Genomic DNA, 923 nt, shown 5'->3' on the forward strand with positions numbered 1-923 from the left:
CCATCCAGTTCTAGAGTCGTTGATTCACCCTTTTGAACTACTTTTGATAGTGCAGTAACGATGGTGTCGTTGTCGTAAAGATCAAACGTAAGATCAATATCAGTAATTGTGTGGGATGGCGCTTGATAATCTTTACGATATTTCGCCTGGGGAGCTTGAGACATGTCCATAAATCCTTGTATGTCGAACTACAAAAATACCAGTTTACAGGTCTCAAACCCTTTAACTGGTATCACGATATAAGCTATTTGTATGGGTTGTGGTATCAGAATACAAGTCTTTCTATAAAAAAACGGAGCTTTTTGATGGTTAGCTCCGCTTTCTGATTAACATTTACTCAACATTAGAAGTTAACCGTATGAATACTCATATATAGAATTAACAATATGAATGACTCATTGTGTGACTCGGTTGAGTACGGCATACATATCACCACTACTATCTTGGATGGTGAGTTCATTTTCTTTAAGTTTGTACGTTGTGCCCTGCTCGCCGTTTTCATACAAAAGAACTAAATACTCGTCTTCAGTGTAAAACACGCCTTGTTTAACGGACTCTTCACCTGCTTCGTTTGAGACACGGAACAAGAACACGAAGTCAGGCTGCAAAATCAGATCCATGTGGTTAATGTTATTTGCCATCAATCCATCGCCAGAGACATGAGAGCTTGACCAAATACCGGCTAGAGCGTTCGATAACCCTTTAGTAAAAGTGACACCGTTTAAATCCAAGGTATTGTGATTGTTTCGGTAAGCGTAAATTTGGGGCTCATCGGTATTCAATCCAAGAACAATTGTGTCTTCATTGGCGTTATACATTCCTTCCCAATGATCGACAGAATAATCTTTTTTCTGAATATCTATGGAGAATGTGTAATCAGAGCCTAAAGAAAGTTTGATCGCTCGGAAGTTTTCAGCCGATTC

General features: G+C 39.1%; 1 protein-coding gene and 1 pseudogene. Both read right to left on the bottom strand.

The genetic code is table 11. The features are described from left to right. A pseudogene (locus R7R78_RS24910) lies at positions 1-164 on the bottom strand (peptidase); the annotation flags it as partial. 231 nt (positions 165-395) lie between these two features. Beyond that, positions 396-923 (bottom strand): hypothetical protein (locus R7R78_RS24915; protein ID WP_225474473.1); only part of this gene is annotated, 528 nt, incomplete at its 5' end.

The sequence above is a fragment of the Vibrio sp. 2134-1 genome, assembly GCF_033339495.1.